Genomic DNA, 23,636 nt, shown 5'->3' on the forward strand with positions numbered 1-23,636 from the left:
ATGGCGCACGGAGTCAAAGGCGCGCGATGAATCGCGCCGCAACGATTCCGTGCGGATATCCACTAAACCCGGTTTTTCGCCAGCTCGCTGACAAATCCCTGCACCCACTCCATACGGTTTTTCCGGTCCGCCATATCGCGGGTGAACTTCAATCGTGTTGGGCCATCCAGCTTCCATTGCTGAGGATCTTTCTGCAGCAGGCCAATCAGCCAGCCCGGATCAACCTGATTCTGCGGCGCAAACTCGAAGAATCCGCCTTTGTCGCTGGCTTCAATCTTACGAATCCCCAACTGGCGCGCCACTAAACGCAGCCCGGCAACATCCAGCAGATTACGCGCGGCATCCGGCAGCTTGCCGAAGCGGTCAATCATCTCAACCTTCAGCTCCGCCAAATCCTGCTCATCGGCGGCGCTGGCCACACGCTTGTAGAGCGACAAGCGGGTATTCACATCCGGGATAAAATCATCCGGCAGCAGGGCAGGCATACGCAGTTCAATTTCGGTTTGATTGCTGGTGAGATCTTCCAGCGACGGCTCGCGGCCCGCCTTCAGCGCATCGACCGCGTTCTCCAGCAGCTCCATATACAGCGTGAAGCCGATGGTTTCCATCTGGCCGCTTTGATCTTCGCCGAGCAGCTCACCCGCGCCGCGAATCTCCAGATCGTGGGTTGCCAGCGCAAAACCGGCGCCGAGATCTTCCAGCGACGCGATAGCTTCCAGACGTTTTTGCGCATCAGTGGTCATCGCTTTTGGATGCGGCGTCAGCAGCCACGCATAGGCCTGATGGTGCGAACGTCCCACGCGGCCACGCAGCTGATGCAGCTGCGCCAGACCAAAGTGGTCGGCGCGTTCGATGATAATGGTGTTGGCGCTGGGTACGTCGATACCGGTTTCGATGATGGTGGTACACACCAGCACGTTAAAGCGCTGATGGTGGAAATCATTCATCACCCGCTCGAGATCGCGTTCGCGCATCTGACCGTGACCAATGGCAATGCGCGCTTCCGGCACCAGATCGGCCAATCGCTGCGCCGCTTTCTCGATGTTCTCTACGTCATTGTAGAGATAGTAAACCTGGCCGCCGCGCAGCACTTCACGCAGGATTGCCTCGCGCACCACCAGGCTGTCGTACTCACGCACAAAGGTTTTCACCGCCATGCGTCGTGCCGGTGGCGTGGCAATAATCGACAGATCGCGCATGCCGCTCATCGCCATATTCAGGGTACGCGGAATCGGCGTGGCGGTGAGCGTCAGGATATCGACATCGGCGCGCATCGCCTTGATCCGCTCTTTATGACGCACGCCAAAGCGGTGCTCTTCATCGACAATTAGCAGGCCGAGATCGTGCCACTTCAGGTCGCTCGACAGCAGCTTATGGGTGCCAATCAGAATATCGACTTTGCCCTCGCGCGCCTGTTCCAGCACCTGACTCTGCTCTTTGGCGGTGCGGAAGCGCGACAGCATTTCAATGCGCACCGGCCAGTTAGCGAAACGATCGCGGAAGTTGTCGTAATGCTGCTGCGCCAGCAGCGTGGTGGGCACCAGCACCGCGACCTGTTTGGCGTTCTCAACCGCCAGAAACGCAGCGCGCATCGCCACTTCGGTTTTACCAAAGCCGACGTCGCCGCACACCAGACGATCCATCGCCAGCGGCTGACACATGTCGCTCAGCACCGCGTTGATCGCCTGGCCTTGATCCGGCGTGGTTTCAAACGGGAAGCCTTCGCAGAACAGCTGATACTGATCGCGATCGTGCTTAAAGGCAAAGCCGGTTTTGGCTGCGCGCTGAGCGTAAATATCCAGCAGCTCTGCCGCCACGTCGCGCACTTTCTCAGCAGCTTTCTGCCGCGCGCGTGACCAGGCATCGCTGCCAAGTTTATGCAGCGGCGCGTTTTCATCCGCGCCACCGGCATAGCGGCTAATCAGATGCAGTGATGAAACCGGCACGTACAGCTTGGCGTCGCCCGCATAGGAGAGCATCAGATACTCAGCGACGATGCCGCCGGCTTCCAGCGTGGTCAGGCCGATATAACGCCCAACGCCGTGCTCCAGATGCACCACCGGCTGGCCGGGATGCAGCTCGGCGAGGTTGCGGATCAGCACATCAGGATTGATGGTGCGGCGATTATCCTGGCGACGACGACTGACGCGCTCGCCAAGCAGATCGCTTTCGCAGATCAACGCCAGCTGGCGTTGCGTATCGATAAAGCCGCGCTCGCTGGCGCCAATCATCAGGCTAAGCGGCTGATTGGCGGCCTGATCAAAGTGATCGATAGCCTGTGGACGCAGTTTAATGCGCGCCAACAGCTCTTGCAGGCTTTCACGGCGGCCTTCACTCTCAACCGAGAAAATCACCTGACCGCTGAATTGTTCAAGGAACTGACGCAGCAGATCGAGTGGCGCTTTGGCCTGCGCCTGCACCGTCAATTCCGGCAGCGGCTGATAACCGAGATTGGTATTCGCTGCTTTTTCCGGCAGCGTCTCGCTGCTTAACTGCATGCGCGGCCAGGCTTTCAGTTCGCTCATCAGCGTGTCGGGACGCAGCCACAGCGTGACCGGCTCCAGCAGCGGGCGCATCGGATCGATACGGCGATTCTCAAAGCGCGCGTTGGCGTCAAGCCAGAAGCGCTCGGCGCTGGCCAGCAAATCGCCGCTATTGAGCAGCAGCGTATTGGCGGGCAGATAGCTGAACAGCGTCGGCAACGCCTGCTCAAAGAACAGCGGCTGCCAGTATTCGATACCGGCGGGTAGCGTGCCTTTGCTCACCTGCTGATAGACATGCTCCGGCTCGCGCCGTACGTCAAAGGTTTCGCGCCAGCGGCTGCGGAACAGCTCGATGGCGGCTTTATCCGTGGGGAATTCATGCGCCGGCAACAGGTTGATCGCGTTGACCGCCTCCAGCGTGCGCTGCGTATCGACATCAAACAGACGCAGGCTGTCGATCTCATCGTCAAAGAAGTCGATGCGATAAGGTTGGTCGCTGCCCATCGGGAACAGATCGAGCAGCGCACCGCGCGTGGCGTATTCACCGTGCTCCATCACCTGATCGACGTGACGATAACCGGCCTGCTCCAGCTGATCGCGCAGCGCATCGCGCGACAGCTTTTGCCCTTGCTGCATCACCAGCGCATGGCCGTGCAGGAAGCTGTGCGGACACACGCGCTGCATCAGCGTGTTGACCGGCATAATCAGCATCCCGCGCGTTAAGTTGGGCAGTTGATACAGCGTGGAGAGGCGAGCTGAGATGATGTCCTGATGCGGCGAGAAGCTGTCGTAGGGCAGCGTTTCCCAGTCAGCGAGATGGGTGACCGGCAGATCGGTGAACTGGCGAATCTCCTCCTGCAGACGCAGGGCAGATTGCATATCCGGGGTAATCATCAACACCGGACCGCTGTGGCGTTCGGTGATGCTGGCGCACTCAAGCGCTTGCGCGGCGCCGACGAGCTGGCCGAGCTGGCGATGGTCGCCGGCTTTGACTGGCAGGGTATAACGACTCTGTTCCGACATGGGATCTCGACATTCTCTCCTTGGATTACAGGGCGTCATCATTCCATAATCCGCCCTGAGGATCATCTGTCGTGGTGCGATTTCTCACACTTTTGCCGGTTGAGCTACTTACTCGATTGCTGTGTGTAGTGCATACGTGGGCGGTCGACATTGGCCCAGGACAGCTCTTTCTCCAGATGGTAGCTGTGGTTGCCGTCGTCCCACTTCACGTAATAGCCGGTTGGCGCATCTCCCTGTTCAAAAACGTTGACGATCTCGCCTTTAATTTCACCCGATTTATGCTTAACAATGCTGCTTTTGGGGAACTTGAACATGGTGTACTCCTCGTCGCCTACGGTAATTCACCTTTAAGTCTACGCCAGCCAATGACGAATAAACGTACAAATAACATCATTAATTTGTCGCAATTTTATGCATAAGCGTTGGCTGGGACGGTTTTTGACACAACTTTGCCGCAGACTCAGAGGGTTAGAGGTTTCATAAAGGGGACGCCTCCTTTATCATCCCACTACTTATTTTCAGGCAACTGCCAAGACGGATCTCATGTATCAACCAGTCGCGTTATTCATCGGTTTACGCTACATGCGTGGACGTGCCTCAGACCGCTTTGGTCGCTTCGTCTCCTGGCTCTCAACTATCGGCATCACGCTCGGCGTGCTGGCGCTGGTCACCGTGTTGTCGGTGATGAATGGCTTTGAGCGCGAGCTGGAAGGCAATATCCTCGGCCTGATGCCGCAGGCGCTGATCACCAGCGAAAAAGGCAGCATCAGTCCGAAGGCGTTGCCCGCCGATAATCTCAAACTGCAAGGGGTTAAGCGCATCGCACCGCTGACGACCGCCGATGTGGTGCTACAAAGCGCGCGTAACGTCTCGGTCGGCGTGATGCTCGGCATCAATCCCGACGAACAGGATCCGCTGACGCCATTCCTCGTCAACACCCAACAAAGCGTGCTGCAGCCGGGCCAGTACAACGTCATCCTCGGTGAACAGCTGACTGCACAGCTGGGTGTGAAGCGCGGCGATCAGCTGCGTCTGATGGTGCCATCGGTCAGCCAGTTCACGCCGGTAGGACGTTTGCCGAGCCAGCGTATTTTCACCGTGGCTGGCACCTATGCCGCCAACAGCGAAGTGGATGGCTATCAAATTCTGGTCAATCAGCAGGATGCGTCACGCGTGATGCGCTATCCGCTCGGCAACATCACCGGCTGGCGTTTGTGGCTGGATAAGCCGTTAAGCGTTGATGCGCTCAGCCAGCAGAAACTGCCGGAGGGCCTGACGTGGAAAGACTGGCGCGAACGCAAAGGCGATTTGTTCCAGGCGGTACGTATGGAAAAAAACATGATGGGGCTGCTGCTGAGCCTGATCATCGCGGTGGCGGCTTTTAATATCATTACCTCGCTGGGCCTGCTGATCATGGAGAAGCAGGGCGAAGTGGCCATTTTGCAAACGCTGGGGTTAACCCGTCGCCAGATTGTCGCGGTGTTTATGGTGCAGGGCGCCAGCGCGGGCATTATTGGCGCGCTGCTGGGCACCGTGCTTGGCGTGCTGCTTGCCAGCCAGCTGAATAACTTGATGCCGGTGATTGGTCTGTTCCTTGATGGCGCGGCGCTGCCGGTCGACATCAATGTGTTGCAGGTGATCACCATTGCGCTGGTCTCAATGGCCGTCGCGCTGCTTTCTACCCTTTATCCGTCGTGGCGCGCTGCCGCCGTCCAACCCGCTGAGGCTTTACGTTATGAGTAATACTCCTTTGTTGCAGTGTCGTGACCTCTGCAAACGCTATCAGGAAGGCAGCGTGCAGACCGATGTGCTGCGCAATGTGGCTTTCAGCCTGCAGCCGGGTGAACTGACGGCGATTGTCGGCAGCTCCGGTTCGGGTAAAAGTACCTTACTGCATCTGCTCGGCGGCCTGGATGCGCCGACTTCCGGCGATGTGGTTTTTGATGGTAAATCGCTGAATGCGATGTCGTCAGCCGCGAAAGCCGAGCTGCGCAACCGTGAGCTGGGCTTTATCTATCAGTTCCACCATCTGCTGCCGGATTTTAGCGCGCTGGAGAACGTGGCGATGCCGCTGCTGATTGGCAAAATTGGCAAAGCGGAAGCGGAATCACGCGCGCGTGAAATGCTGGCGGCGGTCGGGCTGGAAAAACGTGCTGCGCATCGGCCTTCTGAACTTTCGGGCGGTGAACGTCAGCGTGTGGCGATTGCCCGCGCGCTGGTGAATCGTCCGCGGCTGGTGATGGCCGATGAACCTACCGGTAACCTCGATGCGCGCAACGCCGACGCGATTTTTGAACTGCTCGGCGAGCTGAACGTTAAACAGGGCACCGCTTTTCTGGTAGTGACGCACGATCTGCAGCTGGCGAAACGCCTGAGCCGCCAGATGGAGATGCGCGACGGTGAGCTGAGCGACCAACTGACGCTGGGAGTGATCTGATGGCTTCGTCATTATCCCTGCTGCTCGGGCTGCGTTTTAGCCGCGGTCGGCGGCGTGGTGGCATGGTCTCGCTGATCTCCATCATCTCCACCATCGGCATTGCGCTGGGCGTGGCGGTGCTGATCATCGGCCTGAGCGCCATGAACGGCTTTGAGCGTGAGCTGAATAACCGCATTCTGGCGGTGGTACCGCACGGTGAAATCGAGCCGGTGAATCAGCCGTTCCGTCACTGGCAACCGATGATCGCGCCGATTGAGCAGGTGGCCGGCATTGCCGCCGCAGCGCCCTATATCAACTTCACCGGGCTGATTGAGAGCGGCGCAAAGCTGCAGGCGCTGCAGGTGAAAGGCGTCGATCCGCAGCAGGAAGCGCGTCTTAGCGCCTTGCCGAGCTTTGTGGCCGGAGATGCATGGTCGCAGTTCGCGGCTGGTAAACAGCAAATCATTCTGGGTGGCGGCATCGCTAAATCGCTCAATGTGAAACAGGGCGACTGGATCACCATCATGATCCCCAATAATGATGGCGAGAATAAGCTGCTGCAGCCGAAACGTATTCGCCTGCAGGTCAGCGGCGTGCTGCAACTGAGCGGCATGCTCGATCACAGCCTGGCGCTGGTGCCGCTGGCCGATGCGCAGAAATATCTGGATATGGGCGACAGCGTCAGCGGTATTGCGCTGAAGATGAATGACCCGTTCCAGGCGCAGAAGTTGATACATGACGCCGGTAAAGTGACGCACTCTTACGTCTACATCAAGAGCTGGATTGGCACTTACGGCTACATGTACCGTGACATCCAGATGATTCGCGCCATTATGTATTTAGCCATGGTGCTGGTGATTGGCGTGGCCTGCTTTAACATCGTCTCGACGCTGGTGATGGCGGTGAAAGACAAGAGCAGCGACATCGCGGTGCTGCGTACGCTGGGCGCCAAAGATGGTTTGATTCGCGCCATCTTTATCTGGTACGGCTTGCTGGCGGGCCTGCTCGGCAGCGTCAGCGGCGTGGTGGTCGGCGTGCTGGTGGCGCTCAATCTCACGCCGGTGATGCGCGTGTTTGAGCACCTGACCGGGCATCAGCTGCTGGCGGGCGATATCTACTTTATCGATTTCCTGCCGTCCGAACTGCACTGGATTGATGTGATTTCGGTGCTGGCCACCGCGATTGTCCTGAGCCTGATTGCCAGCTGGTATCCGGCACGACGCGCCAGCCGTATCGATCCGGCCCGCGTACTCAGCGGTCAGTAAAGATAAAACGCAGCCGCTGTGCGGCTGCTATTATCGGGCAGAGTAGCCCGAAAAATCCCCGATGCGCGGCAATAAACGCCGCAGATAAGGAGCTTTTATGCGCATACCGCGCCGCCGCCTACGACTCGCCCGCGACAAAAAAAACCGCCGCAAAGTGCATCAGCGCTTTCGCCAGCGCATCTTCGAGCGCGATCGCAAAGCTGAACTGGCCGCGCATCCGCAACCGCGCGTGGTGGTGCTGACTGGCGCGGGGATCTCCGCCGAATCCGGTATTCGCACTTTTCGCGCCGCCGATGGCTTGTGGGAAGAGCATCGCGTGGAAGATGTCGCCACGCCGGAAGGTTTTCAACGCAATCCGGCGCTGGTGCAGGCGTTTTACAACGCGCGGCGTCAACAGCTGCAGCAGCCAGAAATTCAGCCCAACGCCGCGCACAAAGCGCTAGCGGAACTGGAGCAGGTGCTGGGCGATAACTTCCTGCTGGTGACGCAGAATATCGATAACCTGCACGAACGCGCCGGCAGCCAGCGCGTGCTGCATATGCACGGTGAACTGCTGAAAGTGCGCTGCGTCAGCAGTGGACAAGTGCTGGACTGGACCGAAGATTTAACCGCGGACGATCGCTGCACCTGCTGCCAGTTCCCGGCCATGCTGCGCCCGCACATCGTGTGGTTCGGCGAAATGCCGCTGGGGATGGAAGAGATTTATCAGGCGATTGAGCAGGCGAATCTGTTTATCGCCATTGGCACGTCGGGCCATGTCTATCCCGCCGCCGGTTTTGTCCACGAGGCGAAACTGCAGGGCGCGCATACCGTGGAGCTGAATCTGGAACCGAGCCAGGTCGGCAATGAGTTTGCCGAGCGTCATTACGGCTTAGCAAGCGAAGTGGTGCCGGAGTTTGTGCATACGTTTTTGCGTGGGTTGTATAAGTAGGTTTGTGCGCGCTTTCCCTCATCCCAACCTTCTCCCAGAGGGAGAAGGGGCTAGACGGAACCCTCTCGCGCTTGCGAGAGAGGGTAGAGTGAGGGGAAGCCGCAGAGAGTTAACGTCCCGCCTTCAGCTTCTGGAACAACGTCTCATACTGCACGCTGGCGTCACCGACATCGTTTTGCCACTCGCCGTTTTTGATCACATCCTCAGCAGGATAAAGCGAAGGATCGCTGGCCACTTCCTGTGGCAGTAACTTCTTCGCTGCCAGATTTGGCGTGGGATAGCCGATGGTTTCCGCCACCTGTGCCGCCACATCCGGACGCAGCAGGAAGTTAATCAGCTTCAGCGCGCCTTCACGATTTTTCGCATTGGCCGGAATCGCCAGGTTATCCATCCAGAAAATCCCGCCTTCCCGCGGCCAGATAATCTGCAGCGGCGTGCCCGCCTGACGCGCCACGTAGGCGGAACCGTTCCAGATCATCCCAACGTTCACTTCGCCTTCCATAAACGGATTTCCTGGATTATCGGAGTTAAACGCCAGCACGTTCGGCATCAGCTTTTTCAACTCTTCATAAGCGGCTTCGATCTGCTTAGGATCGCGGGTGTTGCCCGAATAGCCCAGCTTACGCAGCGCCATCTGGAATACTTCACGCGCATCGTCGGTCAGCAGCAGGCTTTGCTTATACTCAGGCTTCCACAAATCGGCCCAGCGGGTAATGCTTTTGGCATCCACTTCGTCAGTGTTGATGCCAATGGCGGTCGCGCCCCAGATATAGGGGATCGAGTAATCATTATTAGGATCGAACGGCTTGTTGAGCAGGTTAGGATCGAGGTTTTTGAAGTTGCTGAGCTGGGTTTTATCGATCTTTTGCAGCATGCCTTCATTACGCATTTTGGCGACGAAGTAGGTTGAAGGCACCACCAAATCGTAGGCGCCATCTTTCCAGGTCTTCAGCTTGGCATACATGCTTTCATTGGATTCGTAGGTGGAATAAATCACCTTGATGCCGGTCTCTTTGGTGAACTGCTCCAGCAGTCCCGGCGGCACGTATTCGGTCCAGTTATAGAAGTAGAGCGTTTTGCCGGCGTCCGCCTGCGCGCTCTGCATGCCCAATGCCAGCGCCCCAGCCGCCAGCCAGTGAGACCACTTTTTCATCGATTATCCTCTATTTGGTTTTATCACGGAGCAACAGCTGACTGAGCGCCACCAACAGCAGCGACAGCAGCAGCAAAATTGTCGCCAGCGCGTTCACTTCCGGTGACACGCCAACTTTCACCATCGAATAGATTTTTAACGGCAAAATTTCGAAGCTCGGGCCGGTGACGAACGACGATACCACGACATCGTCCATCGACAGCGTAAAGCTCAGCAGCCAACCCGCTGCGACCGCCGGCAGCGCCAGCGGCAGCAGAATTTTGCGCAAAATGGTGACTTCGCTGGCACCAAGATCTTTGGCGGCTTCCAGCATGCGCACATCAAACCCTTTCAGGCGCGAATAGACGGTGATGACCACAAACGGCAGGCAGAAGGTGATATGCGAGAACAGCAGCGACCAGAAGCCCAGCGAAATGCCCAGCAGCATAAACAGCACCAGCAACGAAATCGCCATCACGATATCCGGCGACATCATCACCACAAACAGCATGCCGCTGACGAACGGTTTACCACGGAAGCGATAGCGATAGAGCGCGACGGCGGTCAGCGAGCCGATTATCGTGGCGCAGCTGGCAGAGAGCACGCCCATCAGCAATGAATGTTGTGCCGCCTGAATCAGGCTGTCGTTATTCATCAGCAGGCGATACCACTGCGTGCTGAAGCCCTGCCAGTTAATCCCGAAACGCGAGCGGTTGAAGGAGTTGACGATCAGAATGCTGATCGGGATATAAAACCAGGCATAAATCACGGCCATGAAGCCGCCACGTAACCAGCGCGCCATCATTGCAGTTCCACCTTGCTGTTCAGCATACGCGCTGCGCGCCAGTAAGCCACCAGCATCAGCCCCATCAGCAGCGTCATCACAATGCTGGTGGCAGCACCGAACGGCCAGTCACGGATATTCAGGAACTGGCTCTTGATCACGTTGCCAATTAACAGGTTTTTCGCGCCGCCCAGCAAATCCGCTACAAAGAATAAGCCCATCGCCGGGATAAACACCAGCAGGCAACCAGCGACAATGCCCGGCATGGTGAGCGGCAGAATGATGCGTAAAAAGGTTTTCACTTTGTTCGCGCCAAGATCGCGCGCCGCTTCGAGGCAGGATTTATCAAGCTTTTCCAGGCTGGAGTAGAGCGGCAGCACCATAAACGGCAGCAGAATGTAGATCAGCCCCAGAATCACCGCTTCCGAGGTGTACATGATGCGAAACGGTTTATCGATCACCCCAAGCCACAGCAAAAATTCATTTAGCCAGCCGCGCGTGCTGAGGAATATTTTCAGACCGTAGATACGGATCAGCGAGTTGGTCCAGAACGGCACAATCAGCAGGAACAGCATCAGCGGACGCAGGCGCGCCGGCAGTTTCGTCAGACACCAGGCAAACGGATAACCGAGCAGCAGGCAGCACAGCGTGGCGATCAACGCCATATTCAGCGAGTGCAGCAGCACATCAGCGTAGAGCGGATCGAGCAGCCGCGTGTAGTTATTGAGGGTGAAGGCCATACTGACAAAATGCGCATCATCGCGCGTCAGGAAGCTGGTGGCGAAAATCATCAGGTTAGGCAGCAGCACAAACAGCGTTAGCCAGCTGACGATCAGCGCGACAATGACTTTCTGCAGGCGGTTACGCATCAACTTCATACGGCAACACCACCTCCCAGTTGGCGACCCAGCTGACGGCCATTTTCTGGTTCAGCGAGTGATCAAAATCGGGATCGTCTTCATTAAAGAACTCGCTCACCGTCAGCAGCTTGCCGTTCTCCAGCTCAACAGTAGACTCCAGCGTCATGCCTTTATAGTTGCGCTCGCGCACGAAGCCGATCAGATTATCGCTGCGGCTGTCGTGGTCGATCTCTTCAACGCGCAGATCTTCCGGGCGCAGCAGCACGTGCAGTTTATCGCCGACGCTGACCGGGAAATCACATTGCAGCGTGCATTCAAGGCCTTCCACGCGCGCGCGGATTGTAGGCGCATGATCGCTGTTCAGCACCTCGGCATCGAACACGTTAATCTCGCCAATAAAGCGCGCCACAAACAGGTTGGCGGGCTCTTCGTAAATCTCGCGTGGCGTGCCGTCCTGTTCGATGCGGCCATCGCGCATTACCACGATACGATCGGACATGGTCAGCGCCTCTTCCTGATCGTGCGTCACAAACACAAAGGTGATGCCAAGCTTACGCTGTAGCGCTTTGAGCTCGTTTTGCATCTGGCGACGCAGTTTGTAATCCAGCGCCGACAGCGACTCGTCCAGCAGCAGCACTTTCGGGCGATTGACCACCGCGCGCGCAATCGCCACGCGCTGCTGCTGACCGCCCGAAAGCTGATGCGGACGGCGATCGGCAAAACTCTCCAGCTGCACCATCGCCAGCGCATCGTTAACGCGCGTGGTGATCTCCGCCGCCGGGGTTTTCTGCATGCGCAGGCCAAAGGCGACGTTCTCAAACACCGACATGTGCGGGAACAGCGCGTAGCTCTGAAACACGGTGTTAATGTGGCGATGCTCGGCGGGCAGTTCGGTGATGTCATTGTCATCAAGAGTGATATGACCGCAATCGGCCACTTCCAGCCCGGCAATCAGGCGTAAAATGGTGGTTTTTCCGCAGCCGGAAGGGCCAAGCAGCGTGATGAACTCGCCGTGACGGATGGTCAGGTCTAAGTCAGAGATGATGGTTTTGCCATCAAAAGCTTTACTGATGCCAGAAAGCGTAACCAGCGCAGGCGCGCGTGTTTGCGTCATTTTAGTCACTCAGTCTGATGGTGAATCAGGTTACAGCATAGCCGCTGGTGGCCGCTTGCTGTGATGAAGGGCGCGATGATACCGCAAAAATGTGTCAATGCCATGTTTTGCCACGGATTTACCTTGAAAACTCTGAAAAATGCCGGAGTATGCGTAACGGATAAGTCGGACAGGCGCGAGTGAGCGAATTTTCAACGCAAGTCACGTTGAGAGAGCTAACCTGAAGGATAATGATTTGACGCAACATGGTGCCATTTGGCCACCATGATAATGACGCAGGTTCTTTAGAGGGATGACAGATGGATCAATTACTTGAGCGTTTTCTCAGTTATGTTGCAGTAGAAACTCAGTCAAAACCTCAGGCACGACAGGTGCCAAGCAGCGAAGGGCAGTGGACGCTGGCGCGTCAATTACAGGAAGAACTTATCGCGCTGGGCTTTGTTGATGTCTCTCTGAGCGATCACTGCTGTGTGATGGGCACCTTACCGGCTAACGTTGATTGGGCCACGCCGGTAATCGGCTTTATTTCGCACATGGACACCTCGCCGGATTTTACCGCCAAAAACGTCAATCCGCAGATTATTGAAAACTATCGCGGTGGCGATATCGCACTCGGTAACGGTGATGAAATTCTGTCACCGGTGATGTTCCCGGTCCTGCATAAGCTGATCGGTCATACGCTGATCACCACCGATGGCAAAACGCTGCTCGGCGCGGATGATAAAGCCGGTATCGCCGAGATCATGACCGCGATGGCGCGTCTGGCAAAAGGGGATACGCCACACGGTGCGATTCGCGTGGCTTTTACACCGGATGAAGAGATTGGTCGCGGCGCGTCGCACTTCGACGTCGAAGGCTTTGCCGCCGATTGGGCGTATACCGTTGATGGCAGCGATCTCGGCGAGTTCGAGTTCGAGAACTTCAATGCCGCTACCGCGATGGTTAAAATCACCGGCAACAACGTGCATCCAGGCAGCGCTAAAAATGTGATGGTCAATGCGCTGGATCTGGCGATGCGCTTCCACGCGGAACTGCCAGCCAAAGAGAAGCCGCAGTATACCGACGGCTATGAAGGCTTCTTCCATCTGCACACCATCAAAGGCACGGTTGAGCACGCCGAGCTGATGTATCTGATCCGCGATTTTGATGCCGACAGCTATGAACAGCGTAAACAGCTGCTGGAAGAGATTGGTCAGCGCGTCAGCAAAGGGCTGCAAAGCGAATGTTCGGTGAAAGTGGAGATCAGCGACAGTTATCGCAACATGCGCGAGAAAGTCGAACCGCATCCGCACATTATTGAGCTGGCGCTGCAGGCGATGCGCGATTGCGGCATCGAACCGAACGTCAAACCGATTCGCGGCGGCACCGACGGCTCTGCGCTGTCGTGGAAAGGATTGCCATGTCCGAACCTGTTCACCGGCGGCTACAACTATCACGGCAAGCACGAGTTCGCCTCACTCAATGTGATGGCGCAGTCGGTGGATGTGATTGTGCGTTTGGCTGAGCTGGCGGGGCAGAAGAAGGGCTGATGGTGATTGCTTAGCGCGGGTTGTCCCCCATCCCGGCCTTCCCCCATAAATGGGGGAAGGAGACGCTGCCCCATGCAGCTCCCAACTCCCTACTCACATATTGCAGCATCTTCCTCCCCCATTTATGGGGGAGGACCGAGGAGGGGGACAGCGAGCACCGTCCGAGCACCCACCGAGTTTTAGAAACCCCGAGACAGACTGAAACTTACTCGCCGAAGAACCAATAACCGCTATTCACCAACGCCGCCAGCTGCGCCAGCAGTGAAGGGTCATCCAGCGCATCGCCGAAATCTTCCAGCGTCAGCACGTGATTGTGCGCCAATGCCGCCAGCACATGCGGATGGCTGCTGGTGACCGATTCACCGTTCACAAACACCACATCGCCAATGGTCAATACGCGCAGGCCGCCGAGCCGCGTCAGCGCATCGCCTTGCTGCAATGCATCGTAGATTTCGTCCGGTTGATACGGCGGCTCCGGCGGCGCGACGTCCAGCTCATGACGCGACTGAGAAATAAACTCGCCAAACCACTGATTAAACTGCTCCGGCTGGTTAATCACATCCATCATGACTTTGCGGATGCCTTCCAGTTCTGACGGCAGAATTTGCGATGGGCAATCGCGCGATGGCACATCGGGATCGCTGTAGCGGTAGCTGCCCAATTCGTTGGCCAGCATGTGATCGGCAAAACCGCTGATCAGCTCGCGACCGTTCGGTGCGCGGAAGCCGACCGAATAGTTGATGGCGTTTTCCAGCGAATAGCCTTCGTGCGGGAATCCTGGCGGAATATAGAGAATATCGCCGGGCTCCATCTCTTCATCGATGATGGCGTCGAAAGGCTCAACCTGCAGCAGATCCGGATGCGGGCAGTGCTGTTTCAACGGCACTTTTTCACCCACGCGCCAGCGACGGCGGCCAGTGCCCTGAATGATAAACACATCGTACTGATCGAAATGCGGACCGACGCCGCCTCCCGGCACGGCAAACGAGATCATCAGGTCGTCAACACGCCAGTCGGGCAGAAAACGGAACGGACGCATCAGTGCGGCAGAAGGTTCATGCCAATGGTTGACCGCCTGCACCAGCAGCGACCAGTTGCTCTCACCGAGATGATCGTAGCTTTCAAACGGGCCGTGGCTGACTTGCCATTTGCCCTCGTTATGGCTGACAAGACGGCTATCGACCTCATTTTCCATCGCCAGACCGGCCAGCTCGTCAGGAGAAATAGGATCGACGAAGTTTTTAAATCCACGTTTAAGCACCACCGGGCGTTTCTGCCAGTAGCGCTGAATAAAGTCGGGCCAGTTGATATCGAGCTGATAGTCCATATGAGGAGTCCGTTTGCTGCAAAGAATGATGGCAAGTATAACAGCCCGCGTCCCTTTCTACTCGCGGTGATGCTCGACTTCCTGGCGCTGGAAAATCACTTCCATGCGCGCGCCGCCGAGCGGGCTGGTGGTGGCGATCACCTGGCCGGCGTACTGTTCGAGGATGTCGCGCACCACGGCTAAACCTAATCCCTGGCCGGGACGCAAGGTGTCGGCACGTTGACCGCGCACGAAGATCAGATCGCGTTTGCTTTCCGGAATGCCGGGGCCGTCATCATCAATAAACAGATGCAAGGTGTTGTCGGTTTGTCGTGCGGTGACTTCAATAAATTCGAGGCAATATTTGCAGGCGTTATCCAGCACGTTGCCGAGCACTTCCATGAAGTCATTTTTATCGCCGATAAAGGTCAGCTCCGGCGAGATATCCAACGTGATCGCCACGCCCTTGCGTTGATAGACTTTATTCAGTGCCGAGCACAGGCTATCGAGCAGCGCCGAAACCGAATGCAAATCGCGCTGCAGAGGATTGTGATCGGCCTGCATGCTGGCACGATGCAGGTAATAACCAATCTGCTGCGAGATGCGGCTGATCTGCTCCAGCATCACCGGTTCGGCCTGTTCAATGGTTAACTCTTTACCATTGCGTAACGATCGCAGCGTACTTTGCAGCACTGCCAGCGGGGTTTTCAGGCTGTGGGTGACATCCGACAAGGTGGTGCGATAGCGCGTGTAGCGCTGGCGTTCGTTGGTCAGCAGCAGGTTAAGATTGCGCACCAGACTACGTAGCTCTTGCGGCGGATTGTCATCGAGATTCTCGCGCTGACCGGTTTCCAGCTCGCGCACCTGCGAAGTGAGATCGCCAATCGGCCGCAAACTCCAGTGCGCCGCCAGCCACAGCAGCGGGATCACCAGCAGCAGATTGGCCGCCAGCACATAGCTAAACCACGACCACACCACATCGGAATGCTGCAACTCTTGCGGAATTGAGTCGACCACCACAATGGTCAGCGCCGGTAAGTTGGTGGTGGCATCGTAGCGATTGACCGCGACCGAGTGGGTGAAGGTGTCACTGCTGTCGCTATCCAGCGCGTGCAGCCGCTCTTTCGCCTGCGGGTTGTTGCCCATCGCCGCCATGCTGGTGCGATTGCTGGTATCGATTTCGTAGAAATCGGGCTTGAGCAGCCATTCACGATGGATCTTTTTGCGGATTTCGGGCACATCGCGCTGCTGCCACAGCAGTTTGCCGCGTTCATCGTAGATAAAGACCAGCGTGGGGAAATTGAGCGTCATGCGCTCCGGCTGGCCAATAGTGAGCTGATTGTCGTGCCACTGCGCCAGCGTGAAGAACAGATTGCTCTCACCGCGCATCACGCGATAGGTATTTTTATCGAAGCTGGCGACATAGCCAACCACCGCGACCATGCCGTAGGAGAGTGACAAAAACAACACGATCGCCGCGGTCGCCAGCAGAAAACGAGCGCGGAGAGAGAAGGGGCGTAAACGCCGGAACCACGTCATAAATCAGAGATCAAAGCGATAGCCCTGGCCGCGTACGGTGTTGATCACTTCGGTTGGATAGAGTGAGAGAATTTTTTTACGCAGACGGCCCATCAACACGTCGATGGTGTGACTTTCGCGCAGTTCGGCATCCGGATAGAGCTGCAGCATCAGCGAATCTTTGCTCACCACTTTACCCGCGTTGCGAATCAGGGTTTCGACGATGGTGTATTCGAAAGCGGTCAATTTTACCGGTTCATCTTGCACCGTCAGTTCGCGGCGAGAGAGATCGACCTGGAACGGCGGCATAGAGATAATTTGCGACGCGTGTCCGCTGTTGCGACGCATCAACGCCTGCAAGCGTGCAGCCACTTCTTCAATGTGGAACGGCTTGGTGACATAGTCGTCGGCACCCGCTTCCAGCGCTTCCACTTTGGCCTGCCAGCCTTCACGCGCGGTTAAGACCAGAATCGGTTGACGTACCGCATCGGTGCGCCAGCGGCGAATCAGCGACATGCCATCTTCATCGGGCAAACCGAGATCGACCAGCGCGATGTCGGGGACATGTTCTTGCAGGAAATAATCCGCTTCTTTGGCATCTTCTGCGGCGTCGACCTGATGGCCCATTTCACGCAATTGCACGGCGAGGTGATGGCGTAGCAGCGCATTATCTTCCACAACCAGAACACGCATAGTATTTCCTTAGCTTCGAACGTAGTGATGATGAGGAGAGTATACGCAAAGCCAGCTAAACCAGAGAACAACCAGGCGCGCGAAACGCGCCTGGCCACCGCATTACTTCAAATCATCAACCATCTGAATCGCACGGCCGAGGTAGTTGGCTGGCGTCATCTGCTTCAGACGCACTTTTTCCTCTTCCGGCAGTTCGAGGCTATCGATAAAGGTTTGCATACCGGCAGCATCAACGCGTTTACCGCGCGTCAGCTCTTTCAGCTTCTCGTACGGTTTTTCAATACCGTAACGACGCATCACGGTTTGGATCGGCTCAGCCAGTACTTCCCAGTTGTGATCCAGCTCGTCCAGCAGACGATCGCGGTTCACTTCCAGTTTAGAGATGCCTTTCAGTGTGGCTTGATAAGCGATCAGTGCATAACCGATGCCCACGCCAAGGTTACGCAGCACGGTGGAGTCGGTCAGGTCGCGCTGCCAGCGTGACACCGGCAGTTTGCTGGCGAGATGCTGCATCATGGCGTTAGCCAGGCCGAGGTTGCCTTCGGAGTTTTCGAAGTCAATCGGGTTCACTTTGTGCGGCATGGTGGACGAACCGATTTCACCGGCGATGGTTTTCTGCTTGAAGTGATTGAGCGCCACGTAGCCCCAGATATCACGATCAAAGTCGATCAGAATGGTGTTGAAGCGCGCGATGCAATCAAACAGTTCAGCGATGTAATCGTGCGGCTCAATCTGCGTGGTATACGGGTTCCAGGTGAGACCTAAGGAGGTAACAAACTGCTCGCTCAGCTGGTGCCAATCCACTTCCGGGTAGGCGGAGATGTGGGCGTTATAGTTACCGACCGCACCGTTGATTTTACCCAGCACGTCAATTTTGCTCAGCTGACGCAACTGGCGCTCGAGACGGTATGCCACGTTCGCCATCTCTTTACCCATGGTTGACGGCGTTGCCGGCTGGCCATGGGTGCGCGACAGCAGCGGAATGTCACGGTATTCGTGTGCCAGACCTTTAACAGCATCGATCAGTTGGTTCCAGAACGGCACGATCACATCACGACGAGCGGTTTCCAGCATCAGCGCATGCGACAGGTTGTTGATATCTTCGGAGGTACAGGCGAAGTGAATGAATTCAGACACCGCATGCAGCGCGGGTACATCGGCCACTTTCTCTTTCAGGAAATACTCCACGGCTTTGACGTCGTGGTTGGTGGTGCGCTCGATGGTTTTGATGCGTGCCGCGTCTTCTTCGCTGAAATTGGCGACAATGGCATCAAGGAAAGCGTTTGCGTCGGCATCAAATGCAGGAACTTCCTTGATCTCGACAGTCGTGGCCAATTTTTGTAACCAGCGAACCTCAACCTCAACGCGGAATTTCAGCAAACCGAACTCGCTGAAAATGGCGCGCAGTGGGCTGACTTTATCGCCGTAACGACCATCGACAGGTGAAACGGCGGTCAGAGAGGATAATTCCATCAGTGCAACTCCTGAATCGTTTAACAATTATGCCGGGGCGGCGCTTAATACGCCGGGCCCAGGCGGGATAAAATGGTTTTAGCTTCGCTCAGCAAGCGCTGGCGCGAGAACATCAGCTGCAGACGGCCACCGCCAACCTGCTGCCATAACACCGCAGAGCGAATGCCGGCCAGCAGGGCGGCGCGCACTTTACTCTGCACTTGTGAATTCTGTAGCACCTGCGGTGAACCGGTCACCTGAATGCGCGGGCCCAGCGGGCTAATCACATCCACATAAATGCCGGCCATTGCGCTGATGATGGTGTCCGATTCCAGCTCGTAATGCGCCAGCTGGCGGTCAAGCTGGCCGATGCGTTGTGCCAGCGTGTTCATCGCGGTTTTGTTGCCATGCAGCTTACGCTCCAGCACCATCATGCATAAGGTATAACGGGTCAGTTCAGCGCTGGCACCCTGACGATTGCTGCTGTTGAGCACCGCCATCAAGGTCTCTAATCCAACCTTTAAATTGGCTTCGTCGTTGCCAAACACTGCCAGCGTCGAACCGGGATTGAGATCGATCAGGCTGCGCAGCGACACATTCAGTGCCGCGTTATTGCAATTTCCCTGCTGCGCGAGCTGTTGCACCACATGGGCGGCCTGGCATACGCCCGCCAGCGCCAGCGTAATCTCATAATAGTTCTTAGCCACGCTTAACTCCTGTCGTCGCGTCGGGCAGCGCCGACCTTAGGCTTCTGCCAGAGGCAGGCGTTGTTCGATAATGCCGCCGCCGAGGCAAACTTCACCGAGATAGAACACGGCGGATTGGCCTGGCGTGACGGCCGCAACCGGCTCGTCAAAACGGACTTCAATACGGTCATCGCCGTGCGGAATAATTTCACACGGAATGTCGGTCTGGCGATAGCGGGTTTTCACCGTGCAGCGCAGCGGCGCGGTCATTGGCTGGCGATCAACCCAGTGCAGCTGTTGGGCAATCAACCCCACGGACATCAGGCGCGGATGCTCGCCGCCTTGCGCCACGATCAGGCGATTGCGCGCCACATCTTTATCGACCACATACCAGGGATCGTCGTTGCTCTCTTTACGGCCGCCTATGCCCAGCCCCTTACGCTGGCCGAGCGTGTGGTACATCAAGCCCTGATGTTCACCGACGATTTCGCCGTCAACGGTTTCGATTTCGCCCGGCTGCGCAGGCAGATAACGACCAAGGAAGTCGCGGAACTTGCGCTCACCGATAAAGCAAATGCCGGTGGAATCTTTCTTCTTCGCGGTGATCAGATCCAGCTGCTCAGCGATGCGGCGCACTTCCGGCTTATCCAGTTCGCCAACCGGGAACAGGCTTTGCGCGATCTGCTGGTGGCTGAGCGTGTAAAGGAAATAGCTCTGATCTTTGTTGCCGTCGAGGCCGCGCAGCAGGCGGCTTTGACCATCCACATCCTGACGGCGCACGTAGTGGCCGGTGGCGATGAAGTCTGCGTCGAGATCGTCCGCCGCGAATTCGAGAAAGGCTTTGAACTTGATCTCTTTGTTGCACAGGATGTCAGGATTCGGCGTGCGGCCGGCTTTGTACTCTTCCAGGAAGTGCTCGAACACGTTATCCCAGTACTCAGCGGCGAAGTTGATTTTGTGCAGTTTGATGCCGAGTTTGTCACACACGGCTTGTGCGTCAGCCAGATCATCGGCGGCGGTGCAATACTCCTCGCCATCGTCTTCCTCCCAGTTCTTCATGAACAGGCCTTCAACCTGGTAGCCCTGCTGCTGCAGTAACCAGGCGGAAACGGAAGAATCGACGCCGCCGGACATTCCGACGATCACTTTTTTCTGGCTGTTGTCAGACATGACGCACTCTTAAATTACGATAAAAACAGGCGGCGCATTCTATCATGCAGAAGCGGGGCGCGCACCCTCATGAAACGGCCACTGGAACGGCGCGACCAGATGCAGCGGATAACGCTCGCCTTGTTGCCACAGTCGCACGCTCTCTGCCACTAACGGCGAACGCAGGCGATTGGCCGTCAGAATCTGCTCTGGCGGCAGCCACCAGCAGCAGTCGATGTCGCGATCGTGCGGCGAGGTATCGACTTTTTCGGCCAGATCGAGGCCAAACAGGAAACGCACAAAAGGTGTATCGTCCGGCGCAATCCACTGCTGCACGCCGAGAAAATATTCAGGTTCGGCGTCAATGCCGGTCTCTTCAAACAGTTCACGCTGAGCGGCTTCGAGCAGGGTTTCATTGGCCTCAAGATGCCCGGCGGGCTGGTTCCAGGTAATACGACCGTGCACGCGCTCTTCAACCACCAGCAAATGTCCCTGTGCCTGCACAATACAGGCGACCGTTACATGAGGTTTAAACATCCTTCCTCCGAAATTGTTAACTAAAAGTTATTAAATGGCTGCACTGATATCGCGCCATTCACCCGGGGGCAAATCGCCTAACTGATGTTCGCCCATCGCAAAGCGAATCAGGCGCAATGTCGGAAAGCCGATGTGTGCCGTCATGCGGCGCACCTGGCGATTTCGTCCCTCAAACAAGGTGATTTTCAGCCAGCTGGTGGGAATCGCTTTGCGTTCACGAATCGGCGGCTGGCGCGGCCATAGCCACTCTGGCTCGCCCACTAACTCAATCCCTGCCGGCAAAGTGGGGCCATCGTTCAGCGTCACGCCGCTGCGTAACAGGGATAAATCTGATTCCTGCGGCGCACCTTCCACCTGCACAAAATAGACCTTTCCGGTGCGCTTGCCGGGCTGCGTCAGCGCGGCCTGCAGCGCGCCATCGTTGGTCAAAATCATCAATCCTTCGCTGTCGCGATCGAGTCTGCCAGCGGCGTAGACGTCGCTCACCGGCACAAAATCCTTCAGCGTGCGGCGTCCGGCTTCGTCACTGAATTGCGGCAAAACATCGAATGGTTTGTTAAAGAGTATGACGCGTCTTGGACCTTTCGGACGGGTATCGCGGCGCACGGGCTTACGTGCCGGGGCGCTTGCGCGCTTATCCTGGTGAATTCGTTGAGAAGTTTTTCGCATGGGCTTTGCAGTCGGAAACATTCGGCGCATTATAGCGCGAAACTACGGTGATTGGCGTAGCGGAAATAATCAAGTAGTATTGACCCGCATCTTACAAATCATTAACAAAAAATCGCTCGAAGGAGAGGTTGATGGAAAGCAAAGTAGTTGTTCCGGCGGAAGGTCAAAAAATCACCCTGGATCAGGGAAAACTGAATGTTCCGAATAACCCGATTATTCCTTACATTGAAGGTGACGGTATCGGCGTTGATGTTTCCCCGGTAATGTTGAAAGTGGTTGATGCCGCTGTGAAGAAAGCCTACAACGGCGAGCGAAAAATTTCCTGGATGGAAATTTATACCGGCGAAAAATCAGTAGAACTCTACGGCCAGGACGTCTGGCTGCCGCAGGAAACCCTCGATTTAATCAAAGAATATCGCGTTGCCATCAAAGGCCCGCTGACTACTCCAGTTGGTGGCGGTATTCGTTCTCTGAACGTTGCGCTGCGTCAGGAGCTGGATCTGTACGTTTGTCTGCGTCCGGTTCGCTACTACAAAGGCACGCCAAGCCCGGTTAAGCGTCCAGAAGAGACCGACATGGTGATCTTCCGTGAAAACTCAGAAGATATCTATGCCGGTATCGAGTGGAAAGCGGGCACGCCAGAAGCGGATAAAGTGATCAAGTTCCTGCGCGAAGAGATGGGCGTGAAGAAAATTCGCTTCCCTGAGCAGTGTGGTATCGGCGTTAAGCCATGCTCGGAAGAGGGCACTAAACGTCTGGTGCGCGCAGCGGTTGAATACACCATCACCAACGACCGTGATTCTCTGACCCTGGTTCACAAAGGCAACATCATGAAGTTCACCGAAGGTTCTTTCAAAGACTGGGGTTACCAGTTAGTGAAAGAAGAGTTCGGCGGCGAGCTGATCGATGGCGGCCCGTGGATGAAGTTCAAGAACCCGAACACCGGTAAAGAGATCATCGTTAAAGACGTGATCGCCGACGCCTTCCTGCAGCAGATCCTGCTGCGTCCGGCGGAATATGACGTGATCGCCTGTATGAACCTGAACGGTGACTACATCTCTGATGCCCTGGCGGCACAGGTTGGCGGTATCGGTATCGCACCAGGCGCCAACATCGGTGACGAATGTGCCCTGTTCGAAGCGACGCACGGTACAGCACCGAAGTATGCAGGTCAGGATAAAGTGAACCCAGGTTCAGTGATCCTGTCAGCTGAAATGATGCTGCGTCATCTGGAGTGGTTCGAAGCGGCTGACCTGATCGTTAAAGGTGTTGAAGGCGCTATCGCTAACAAAACCGTGACCTACGATTTCGAACGTCTGATGGAAGGCGCTAAACTGCTGAAATGTTCAGAGTTTGGTGACGCGATCATCAACAACATGTAATAACTCATGTTATTGTCACCCCGATTTCCTGTCAGGGAGTTGGGGTGAATTAACCACCTTGAAATCTCTTCTGCAAAACTCCTGCAAAACCCTTCTGCAAAACTGGCTAAAAATCTCTCTAATTTAGACAGCCACTATCAGCCATTCTTTACCCCTGTCATCATTGTATTTTTCCGTTTGAACCTGGTTTTTATGTCCAAGTAGGCGTTTTGTATCACGTTGCGCAGGCGATCCGTACTTCAGCGCTCTGTGAGGCGGTGAATACGGTGACGAATTTACCAAAGTCCACAGCCTCAACCACGGTCACAAGTGAACAATCCTCTACAGCGGTAATAGTGTCGCACCCGGCAGTGAATGATTTACTGGAAGATGACACAGCTGTGGGCGTTATCACCTCTACAGGAACGGATACGGTTCCGTCCTGGGATGATCTCACCGAAGTACGAGACACGCTTAACACCGCCATCGATCAGGAGATGGTCCGTGTTACCGATGACGGGCTGTTTCTCGCGCTGCGGCAGGTACGCACCGCGCTGAATGAAGATATCACTTCGCGACTTGAGCAAACCTCCAGAACGATTGAGCGCGTACCGCCAGAAGTTTTACCCGCAGTAGTGCTTGCTGCTGACTGGTATGACGATGCCGGGCGTGAATATGACATTACCGCGCGCAACGCCATTCGGCACCCGGCTTTGTTCCGGTAAAAA

General features: G+C 56.3%; 21 protein-coding genes. 7 read left to right on the plus strand and 14 right to left on the minus strand.

What is annotated here, in order from left to right; genetic code table 11:
* Positions 1-62: 62 nt before the first annotated feature.
* On the minus strand, positions 63-3,506 hold the full coding sequence (gene mfd, locus PO881_RS07580; RefSeq protein WP_280172689.1) for a transcription-repair coupling factor: 3,444 nt from the start codon (positions 3,504-3,506) through the stop codon (positions 63-65).
* Positions 3,507-3,610: 104 nt separating this feature from the next.
* Positions 3,611-3,820, minus strand: coding sequence for a hypothetical protein (locus PO881_RS07585; RefSeq protein WP_008103029.1), 210 nt, complete (start codon positions 3,818-3,820; stop codon positions 3,611-3,613).
* A 229-nt stretch (positions 3,821-4,049) separates the two neighbouring features.
* Here PO881_RS07585 and lolC point away from each other — a divergent pair, with 229 nt between their 5' ends.
* The 4 genes from lolC to cobB all read left to right on the plus strand — a co-directional run bounded on the left by lolC (position 4,050) and on the right by cobB (position 8,118).
* Positions 4,050-5,249: a lipoprotein-releasing ABC transporter permease subunit LolC gene (gene lolC / locus PO881_RS07590; RefSeq protein ID WP_280172690.1), complete on the plus strand. Its 1,200-nt coding sequence runs from the start codon at positions 4,050-4,052 to the stop codon at positions 5,247-5,249.
* Positions 5,242-5,943, plus strand: coding sequence for a lipoprotein-releasing ABC transporter ATP-binding protein LolD (lolD, locus tag PO881_RS07595; RefSeq protein WP_064740898.1), 702 nt, complete (start codon positions 5,242-5,244; stop codon positions 5,941-5,943). The genes lolC and lolD overlap by 8 nt, the downstream gene beginning before the upstream one ends.
* The gene (lolE, locus tag PO881_RS07600; RefSeq protein WP_277974745.1) at positions 5,943-7,187 is read left to right on the plus strand and encodes a lipoprotein-releasing ABC transporter permease subunit LolE; all 1,245 of its coding nucleotides are present in this window, start codon (positions 5,943-5,945) and stop codon (positions 7,185-7,187) included. The genes lolD and lolE overlap by 1 nt, the downstream gene beginning before the upstream one ends.
* A 97-nt stretch (positions 7,188-7,284) precedes the next feature.
* The gene (cobB, locus tag PO881_RS07605) at positions 7,285-8,118 is read left to right on the plus strand and encodes a Sir2 family NAD+-dependent deacetylase (RefSeq protein WP_101760816.1); all 834 of its coding nucleotides are present in this window, start codon (positions 7,285-7,287) and stop codon (positions 8,116-8,118) included.
* A gap of 109 nt (positions 8,119-8,227) precedes the next feature.
* Here cobB and potD read toward each other — a convergent pair whose 3' ends face one another.
* From potD to potA, 4 genes are read right to left on the minus strand one after another with little or no spacing between them, the layout of a single operon-like run.
* On the minus strand, positions 8,228-9,271 hold the full coding sequence (gene potD / locus PO881_RS07610; RefSeq protein WP_192413637.1) for a spermidine/putrescine ABC transporter substrate-binding protein PotD: 1,044 nt from the start codon (positions 9,269-9,271) through the stop codon (positions 8,228-8,230).
* A gap of 10 nt (positions 9,272-9,281) precedes the next feature.
* Positions 9,282-10,055 carry a spermidine/putrescine ABC transporter permease PotC gene (potC, locus tag PO881_RS07615; protein ID WP_280172691.1) on the minus strand — a complete coding sequence of 258 codons (774 nt, stop codon included), beginning with the start codon at positions 10,053-10,055 and terminating at the stop codon, positions 9,282-9,284.
* Positions 10,052-10,912, minus strand: a complete 861-nt coding sequence (gene potB / locus PO881_RS07620) for a spermidine/putrescine ABC transporter permease PotB (RefSeq protein WP_280172692.1) — start codon at positions 10,910-10,912, stop codon at positions 10,052-10,054. The genes potC and potB overlap by 4 nt, the downstream gene beginning before the upstream one ends.
* Positions 10,896-12,008: a spermidine/putrescine ABC transporter ATP-binding protein PotA gene (gene potA, locus PO881_RS07625; protein WP_280172693.1), complete on the minus strand. Its 1,113-nt coding sequence runs from the start codon at positions 12,006-12,008 to the stop codon at positions 10,896-10,898. Before potA ends, potB begins: the two co-directional genes overlap by 17 nt.
* A 299-nt stretch (positions 12,009-12,307) precedes the next feature.
* Here potA and pepT point away from each other — a divergent pair, with 299 nt between their 5' ends.
* Positions 12,308-13,537, plus strand: coding sequence for a peptidase T (gene pepT / locus PO881_RS07630; RefSeq protein ID WP_101760812.1), 1,230 nt, complete (start codon positions 12,308-12,310; stop codon positions 13,535-13,537).
* A gap of 205 nt (positions 13,538-13,742) precedes the next feature.
* On the opposite strand, the gene PO881_RS07635 is transcribed toward pepT, so the two are convergent.
* The 8 genes from PO881_RS07635 to rluE all read right to left on the minus strand — a co-directional run bounded on the left by PO881_RS07635 (position 13,743) and on the right by rluE (position 21,568).
* Positions 13,743-14,864, minus strand: coding sequence for a cupin domain-containing protein (locus tag PO881_RS07635; protein ID WP_217546945.1), 1,122 nt, complete (start codon positions 14,862-14,864; stop codon positions 13,743-13,745).
* Positions 14,865-14,921: 57 nt separating this feature from the next.
* Entirely contained in the window at positions 14,922-16,382 is a 1,461-nt protein-coding gene (gene phoQ, locus PO881_RS07640; protein WP_280172694.1) for a two-component system sensor histidine kinase PhoQ, read from the minus strand.
* Between the two features lie 3 nt (positions 16,383-16,385).
* A complete protein-coding gene (phoP, locus tag PO881_RS07645) occupies positions 16,386-17,054 on the minus strand; it encodes a two-component system response regulator PhoP (protein WP_101760808.1) in 669 nt (222 codons plus the stop codon).
* A gap of 102 nt (positions 17,055-17,156) precedes the next feature.
* Positions 17,157-18,527 carry an adenylosuccinate lyase gene (purB, locus tag PO881_RS07650; protein ID WP_101760807.1) on the minus strand — a complete coding sequence of 457 codons (1,371 nt, stop codon included), beginning with the start codon at positions 18,525-18,527 and terminating at the stop codon, positions 17,157-17,159.
* Between the two features lie 44 nt (positions 18,528-18,571).
* Positions 18,572-19,213, minus strand: a complete 642-nt coding sequence (hflD, locus tag PO881_RS07655; RefSeq protein WP_280172695.1) for a high frequency lysogenization protein HflD — start codon at positions 19,211-19,213, stop codon at positions 18,572-18,574.
* Positions 19,214-19,249: 36 nt separating this feature from the next.
* The gene (gene mnmA, locus PO881_RS07660; protein ID WP_280172696.1) at positions 19,250-20,362 is read right to left on the minus strand and encodes a tRNA 2-thiouridine(34) synthase MnmA; all 1,113 of its coding nucleotides are present in this window, start codon (positions 20,360-20,362) and stop codon (positions 19,250-19,252) included.
* 42 nt (positions 20,363-20,404) lie between these two features.
* A complete protein-coding gene (locus PO881_RS07665; protein ID WP_280172697.1) occupies positions 20,405-20,878 on the minus strand; it encodes an NUDIX hydrolase in 474 nt (157 codons plus the stop codon).
* 30 nt (positions 20,879-20,908) lie between these two features.
* Entirely contained in the window at positions 20,909-21,568 is a 660-nt protein-coding gene (gene rluE / locus PO881_RS07670) for a 23S rRNA pseudouridine(2457) synthase RluE (protein ID WP_192413626.1), read from the minus strand.
* Between the two features lie 110 nt (positions 21,569-21,678).
* On the opposite strand from rluE, the gene icd reads away from it, so the two are divergent.
* Both icd and PO881_RS07680 read left to right on the plus strand, forming a co-directional pair.
* Positions 21,679-22,929 carry an NADP-dependent isocitrate dehydrogenase gene (icd, locus tag PO881_RS07675; protein WP_280172698.1) on the plus strand — a complete coding sequence of 417 codons (1,251 nt, stop codon included), beginning with the start codon at positions 21,679-21,681 and terminating at the stop codon, positions 22,927-22,929.
* A 335-nt stretch (positions 22,930-23,264) separates the two neighbouring features.
* Entirely contained in the window at positions 23,265-23,633 is a 369-nt protein-coding gene (locus tag PO881_RS07680) for a hypothetical protein (RefSeq protein WP_280172699.1), read from the plus strand.
* The last annotated feature ends 3 nt before the right edge of the window (positions 23,634-23,636 follow it).

Origin of the sequence: Pantoea sp. SS70, assembly GCF_029866845.1 — a bacterium.
In the GTDB taxonomy this organism is placed as follows: domain Bacteria; phylum Pseudomonadota; class Gammaproteobacteria; order Enterobacterales; family Enterobacteriaceae; genus Pantoea; species Pantoea leporis.